This is a genomic window from Granulicella sp. L46, from assembly GCF_009765785.1.
Classification (GTDB): Bacteria; Acidobacteriota; Terriglobia; order Terriglobales; family Acidobacteriaceae; genus Granulicella.
In genome coordinates this window covers 238,831-245,073 of sequence record NZ_LMUT01000018.1, presented here as the reverse complement: position 1 = coordinate 245,073, position 6,243 = coordinate 238,831, and the positions used below count along the sequence as shown (strand labels likewise).

General features: G+C 56.4%; 5 protein-coding genes. 4 read left to right on the top strand and 1 reads right to left on the bottom strand.

Annotation, left to right across the window (positions count from 1 at the left end; genetic code table 11):
* Nucleotides 1-279: 279 nt before the first annotated feature.
* Nucleotides 280-705 (bottom strand): hypothetical protein, encoded by a 426-nt coding sequence (locus GSQ80_RS19835; protein WP_158789380.1) that lies wholly within the window; start codon nt 703-705, stop codon nt 280-282.
* 766 nt (nt 706-1,471) lie between these two features.
* On the opposite strand from GSQ80_RS19835, the gene GSQ80_RS24020 reads away from it, so the two are divergent.
* From GSQ80_RS24020 to GSQ80_RS19815, 4 genes are read left to right on the top strand one after another with little or no spacing between them, the layout of a single operon-like run.
* Nucleotides 1,472-2,617 carry a tyrosine-type recombinase/integrase gene (locus GSQ80_RS24020; protein ID WP_158789379.1) on the top strand — a complete coding sequence of 382 codons (1,146 nt, stop codon included), beginning with the start codon at nt 1,472-1,474 and terminating at the stop codon, nt 2,615-2,617.
* A 10-nt stretch (nt 2,618-2,627) separates the two neighbouring features.
* Nucleotides 2,628-3,641 carry a tyrosine-type recombinase/integrase gene (locus GSQ80_RS19825; protein ID WP_158789378.1) on the top strand — a complete coding sequence of 338 codons (1,014 nt, stop codon included), beginning with the start codon at nt 2,628-2,630 and terminating at the stop codon, nt 3,639-3,641.
* A 41-nt stretch (nt 3,642-3,682) separates the two neighbouring features.
* On the top strand, nt 3,683-4,927 hold the full coding sequence (locus GSQ80_RS23705) for a site-specific integrase (protein WP_158789377.1): 1,245 nt from the start codon (nt 3,683-3,685) through the stop codon (nt 4,925-4,927).
* Complete coding sequence (locus tag GSQ80_RS19815) at nt 4,924-5,898, top strand: tyrosine-type recombinase/integrase (RefSeq protein ID WP_158789376.1); 975 nt, start codon at nt 4,924-4,926, stop codon at nt 5,896-5,898. The genes GSQ80_RS23705 and GSQ80_RS19815 overlap by 4 nt, the downstream gene beginning before the upstream one ends.
* The last annotated feature ends 345 nt before the right edge of the window (nt 5,899-6,243 follow it).

Genomic DNA, 6,243 nt, shown 5'->3' with positions numbered 1-6,243 from the left:
TCGGGTCCGATCCCTTTACTGCATCGTCTGGAAGCAGCGTCTCCGGCGTCCGCCCCGGAGCCGTCTTTTCGGCGTAGCGAACGGTGGTCATCGCTCCGAGATCGCCGCTCAATAGGGAGCACGCGGTATAGGTTCCGAGATAGTAGGTCTGGACGGGATTCATGGTCCTGCTAAGCCACAGCGAGGCCAAAAGAACAACCAGAATTGGCCCCACCGCGAAGAGCAAAACCAACCACAGGAGCCACCGGCTCCGGCTCGGAAAGCGCATTGGCCCGGCGCTCACCCTGGCCCCCCGGCTCCATCCTCTCCGGTAAGGAAATCGGTGAGCAACTTGCGGGCGTCGGCCAGCTTCCGGGCCTCTGCCTTGTCGCGGATTTTGACCACGGATTCCGGGAGCAGATACTTACCCTCGGACTGCGCCGTGGCCGCCCCATGAAAGAAATTAAGGAGCATATACCGGAGGGCCATGACCTCGGCCAGCAGCAGCTCCGTGGAATCGGCGGGACCCTCCCGCGCAGCTTTGAGCGCAAGCTCGCGCAGCCATACCGCGAGCGTCTTACCGCTCTTCTCGGCAGCCGCTTCGACCTCCCGCAGCTCCTCCGGAGTGATCCTTGTCGCGACGGTCTTGGTACGGAAGCCGGGCTTCTCCCGGGCGCTCTCTGGAGCGCTAGAAGTAGTCGGAGTGCCTTTGACGAGAGTGCTCATGGGGAACCTCGCCTTGGAAACAGCATGCCCGGTTCGCCTTGGCACGTCAATCAGCTAATTTCGTCAAAACGAACAAGACCCTGCAAAATCAACCCGTTTACGTCCACGTGCGCTCCGCGTTTACATCGAGCGACATGGAACAACCGCACGAATCAGCTAGAGATCCGCGTAGCCCGGATGTTGCAGAATCTAAAACCGTTCACATGTGTAAACGCAAACCCCGCCGCGCGCTCGCTTCACAGTTCCCATTTGGGGGTGACGTGTCACTACTAACCCGCTGCGCAGCAGCGCAAGCTTAGCCGATGCTGGAGTATCCGGGAGAAAGAAAGACGCAGTATGATGGCAATCTACACAGTATCGGACAAACGCGACTCTCGTCGCGTGCAGGAGACAGTAGTCATTCGGGACCGATGAGGACCGACAAAACAGCATCCGAATCGGCCCGAGTTTGGGCTGCCAGCCTTCAGCACCCACCGCGTCAGTGCGCAAGCGTCCGCCGACGAACGCTTTTGGCCTCGGTGATGCTCCCACCGGAGCCTTGAGATTTGGGGTCACGTCTTGCTGCGACCCGAAGAACTCTGTTCTCGCGAACCATTGAACTCGACAGCGAATCGAAATAGGTTGAAGTTCTCTCCGTGGTCCCAGCCTAAGAGCCGCATGAAATTGGTATAGCTGAGGGTGAGATTTGATAGAAAGCCTTTCTAGCTGGCCCACTGTTCACCGTCGTCACCGTACTGCACCACTCCTCAAGGAGCGGGAGCAGTACATGAGCCATTTATTGCAGATAGGCTGGGATGCACGCAGGGTTCTAGGTGTCGGAAGTCTTCTCATTCATATCGTCCACGCCATGGGATTGACCAGTTTACGGATGGTCGATGTCACGGAGATCGACCAGGCTGGGGAACGCTGGACGAACAACTACCGCGGAGGGATGCGCGCTCACGGAAGAGCCTCGCCCTTGCTCTTTGTAACGCGCGCACGACAGTGGCTGCGCTTTCACGGTTTCCTGATCCTGCCGGGGGCACCGACCGGGCGCTTTGATACGCACCTTGCCCAGTTCAAGAGCGCCTTGGAACTACGCGGGTTGGCTTCCTGCACCGTTAGACTCTATGTTGACCGATCACACGTGTTCTTAGAGTGGCTATCAGAACGCCACAGCGACATTTCGAACGTATCCGTGAACGATGTCGACGATTTTCTTGATAGCAAGCGCGAGGCTGGTTGGAGGCTGAGGACGCTCGCGGGCCAGTGCACGGCTTTGCGATCGTTCTTTACTTACGCGGAATATCGGGGATGGTGTTTGCCGAGTGTCTGGCACGGCATCGTGATTCCACGTTCGCCAAAGTATACGGAGGCCCCAACAGGACCAACCTGGGCGCAGGTCCGCCAAGTCATTCGGTCCGTAAGGGGCAAGACCCCGGAAGCACTACGGGGACGGGCAATCCTTCTCTTGCTTTCGGTCTATGGTCTACGGGCCAGTGAGGTCACGCGCCTTCGTCTGGATGACTTCGATTGGCGGAACGAGACGTTCCGAGTCCAACGCTCCAAACGCGGGGGCATCCAGCAATTCCCAGTCCAGTATGAGGTGGGCGAAGCCCTTCTCAATTATCTTCGCAACGGGCGCGCTCATTGTGCCTGCCGCCACATCTTTCTCACGCTGAAGCTTCCATACCGTCCCCTCAATCCAGTCACAGTGGGATTCATCGCCAGGAAACGATTGAAACAGATGGAGGTTCAGTCCGAACGTCAAGGACCGCACTCGCTCCGTCACGCCTGCGCAACGCAACTGCTCAAGAAGGGTAGCTCTTTGAAGAAATTGCGGACTTTCTTGGACATAAATCTACCGAATGTGTGTCCATTTACGCGAAGTATGACAGGCGATCTTTGCGTGATGTCGCAGCCTTCAGCTTGAAGGAGATACTTTGAAGCTCGTCGAGGCAATCGAAACCTATATCGAGAGAAAGCGCTCCCAGGGGTTTGAATACAGCACGACCGGGGCAAATCTATTAGCCCTTGGCAAGTCCGTTGGAAATCTTGCCCTCGAACGTCTGACCGCTCGGGAGGTCTCGACGTTTCTTGACGGCTCCAAGCTCTCTCCTCGAACCTGGGAACAGAGATATTTGCTCCTCCGCGCTTTCTTTGATTACTGGCTGGCGCGCGGCGAGATCGCAGTGCTGCCGATGCCGCCGAGGCGAAAGGCCGGCCCGCCGTCATTCGTCCCTCACGTCTACACGCACACCGAAATCCGCGCCCTGTTGAAAGCAGTGCATCGCAACAAAGATGAGAGTGCGTGCTGTATTGCCCCACTCACTCTTCGCACACTGTTGATCTTCCTCTATGGGACAGGCGCGGCGGTCGGTGAAGCCTTACAGCTCCTAGTTGATGATGTGGACCTTGGCAAGGGCGCAATTACGATCCGTGTCAAACGCTTCAGGCTCTCACGCACCATCCCGATCGGCCCAGATCTGAAGCAGGTACTCAACGAATACCTAGATTCGAGGCAACGACAAATAACGCGGACTCCGCACTTTTTCGTGACGAAAGAAGGGGACGGCCTTAAAGCCGCCACCCTCATACATACATTCCAGAAACTGCGCAGAAGATCTGGAATCATCCACCATGAGGCCAGTGTTGAACCTCGGATGTTCGATCTTCGGCACACATTCGCGGTGCACAGGATCGCTGGGTGGATCAAGCGCCGTGCGGATCTAAATCGTATGTTGCCAGCGTTAGCGGTCTATATGGGGCTGACTGGTCTCAGATCGACAGAACCATATCTCTCCCTGACGCCGGAGCGATTTCGGACCCAGCTCGTAAAGTTGAGCCCCCAGCGTTGCAGAAGAAGGTGGAGAGACGATCCCAAGCTGATGAAATTCTTATCCCAGCTCTCTGATGACCACAGCGGGAAACGTAGTGGAAGTAGCGCGGCCTCGTGATCGTGTAAGGCTGATTGCCAGTCAAATGGAGCGGATAGACCATGTTTGAACAGATTTATCAACAGCCCCGACTGATTGAACGACATCGCCAGGCACCGCTGCGTGCCGAGCGCGAACGGTATTTGAAGTACTTGCTCGAAGAAGGACACTGCCACAGCAAAGTCGTAAGTGCGGCGACTTACATGCTCCATATCATCCGAATCCTCGAACTCAATGAGTTGCGCGTGGTTCATGTGGACGAGATTAGGAGGGGAGCAGACTCTTGGGCGGAGTACCGCGGCCCGTTTCGAGATGCTCGCCACTGCCAATATGGTTCCCCACTATCCTTCATAAAGTATGCTCGCCCTTGGTTTCGGTTCCTTGGCAAATTGGCAGTTTCACCGGATCCGCCTTTCCACGAACAGACGCGGTTATTCGCAAGCACGCGGCGATTGAATGATGGTCTCGCCGCAACAACAGTTCGCAGCTATTCCAAGCGCACTCTTATATTCCTTAAATGGCTTACAGCGCAAGGCGGAGATCTTAAAACGGTCTCGGTGGCCGAGATAAACAAGTTCATCTCAGCGAAGCGCGCCGCTGGGTGCAAGCCCCGCAGCATTGCGAGCCAATGCGAGGCAATGAGAAGCTTCTTCCGCTTCGCTGAGATGCGCGGCTGGTGCGCACCGGACCTCGCGTTAGCCATCCAAAGCCCCCGCATCTCAAAAGGTGAGCCGCGTCCCATGGGGCCGACCTGGCCGCAGGTCCGCCAATTGTTGAAGCTGGCCGAGGGAAGCGAGCCCGAGCACATTCGCGCCAAAGCCCTCTTGTTGCTGTTTACGGTGTATGGTCTCCGTTCCAGCGAGGTCATAAACCTACGTTTGGAGGACTTCGATTGGCAGAGCGAAGTCTTCACCGTTCGGCGCGCAAAGCACGGCGGTATGCAGCAATATCCGATCCAGTATGAAGTGGGAGAGGCGATCCTCAAATATCTTCAATACGCCCGGCCTCGGGTCAATTGCCGCCACGTCTTCCTTGGCGAGCGGCGTCCCTGGGGGCCGTTGCTGCACGGCAGTGTGTGGAGAACTACATCGAGGCGTTTTCGGACGCTTGGAATCGATATCGAGCATCTCGGTCCCCATGCCTTACGCCACGCATGTGCAACTCGGCTGCTCCAGAAAGGGTCATCTCTCAAAGAGATCGCCGAGTTCCTGGGGCACCGCGACACGAAGTCCGTTAGCATATATGCAAAATTCGACACCGCCGGTCTTCGCAAGGTAGCAGCCTTTCGGCTTACCGGACTACGATGAAGCTGCGAGAAGCAATTGAACTCTATATTGAAGCCAGAAAATCCGAAGGCACGCCCTGGGTGAAAGGGGCGCAAAACCTGCGTGCCCTTTACCGGCACGTCGGCGATCTGCCCATCGATAGAATCCGTGTCGACCAGGTTGTACCCATTCTCGACGGCCCCCTAACCGCTGCTGCAACTTGGTACAACAAATATGGTGCCCTGCGTCAGTTCTTTCGCTATTGGAAGGTTCGCAATGAGATCTACAGGTTGCCTCTGCCTCCGCCGCGTCGGGCGCCAGCGCAAACATTTGTCCCCTATGTGTACTCGCGGACTGAACTCAGACGGCTGTTAGTGGCAACCGGAATTACCCAACGGGATCTCAACTGCGTCATCGACGCTAACACCTTTCGGACTCTGCTTCTATTTCTGTATGGAACCGGCGCGATGCTCGGTGAAGCAGTTCAACTGGAGCGCTGTGACGTAGACTTTCGCAGGAGGCGAATCACCCTCACCGGTTGCAAGACCCGCCGGGCGCGCGAGCTTCCGATTGGTCCCGATCTCTACGACATTTTGCTGAAGTATGACCGAACACACCATCAAAAAGCGACAATGCGCCATTCGCCGTTTTTTCTAACCAAGGATGGATCGCAGATCAAAGAGGGCACAGCTAATAAGACCTTCCGGAGGGTGCGCAAGAAAGCAGGAGTCGCTCGCAATGATGGAGCGCGCTACCAGCCGCGCATGCACGACCTGCGACACACCTTCGCTGTCCACCGATTGACAGCGTGGTTCAAGCACAGCGTAGACATGGGTCGAATGATTCCGGCGCTCTCGGCCTACATGGGACAACATGACCTGGGAGCGGCGGAACGTTATCTGCGACTTACGCCAGGGCGGTTTCGAGCACAGCTGGACAAGCTTAGCCCGAAACGAGGTAAGAGGAGGTGGCGCGATGACGCCAAATTGATGAAGTTTCTTGACAGCCTCTGAGGTCGAAGAAGGGAATTATTCGGATTGGGATCCTACTCAGAGATGAGTTTTGCTGGGAATTGCCGCCATGATCGTCCACCGCAGCGACTCCGTGGAATACAACTGTAAACCAAGAATCCCTTGAGCGAGGCTGTCTCGCAGAGGGGTATTACGTCGATTAAGAGAGAATTTGTGCACCACATGCGCACCAAAGGTGCACAATGCCTATGATGGCGAAGAAAAGCGCAGAAACTAGAGAGGCTGAACATCCGAATGTCTCCCGTGCTTCATGCGTATTTGGGAGACCTGTCAGATCTTGGTTTGCATGGCGACTGTCGCTCGGATGTCGCGCGCACGCTCCTCCGA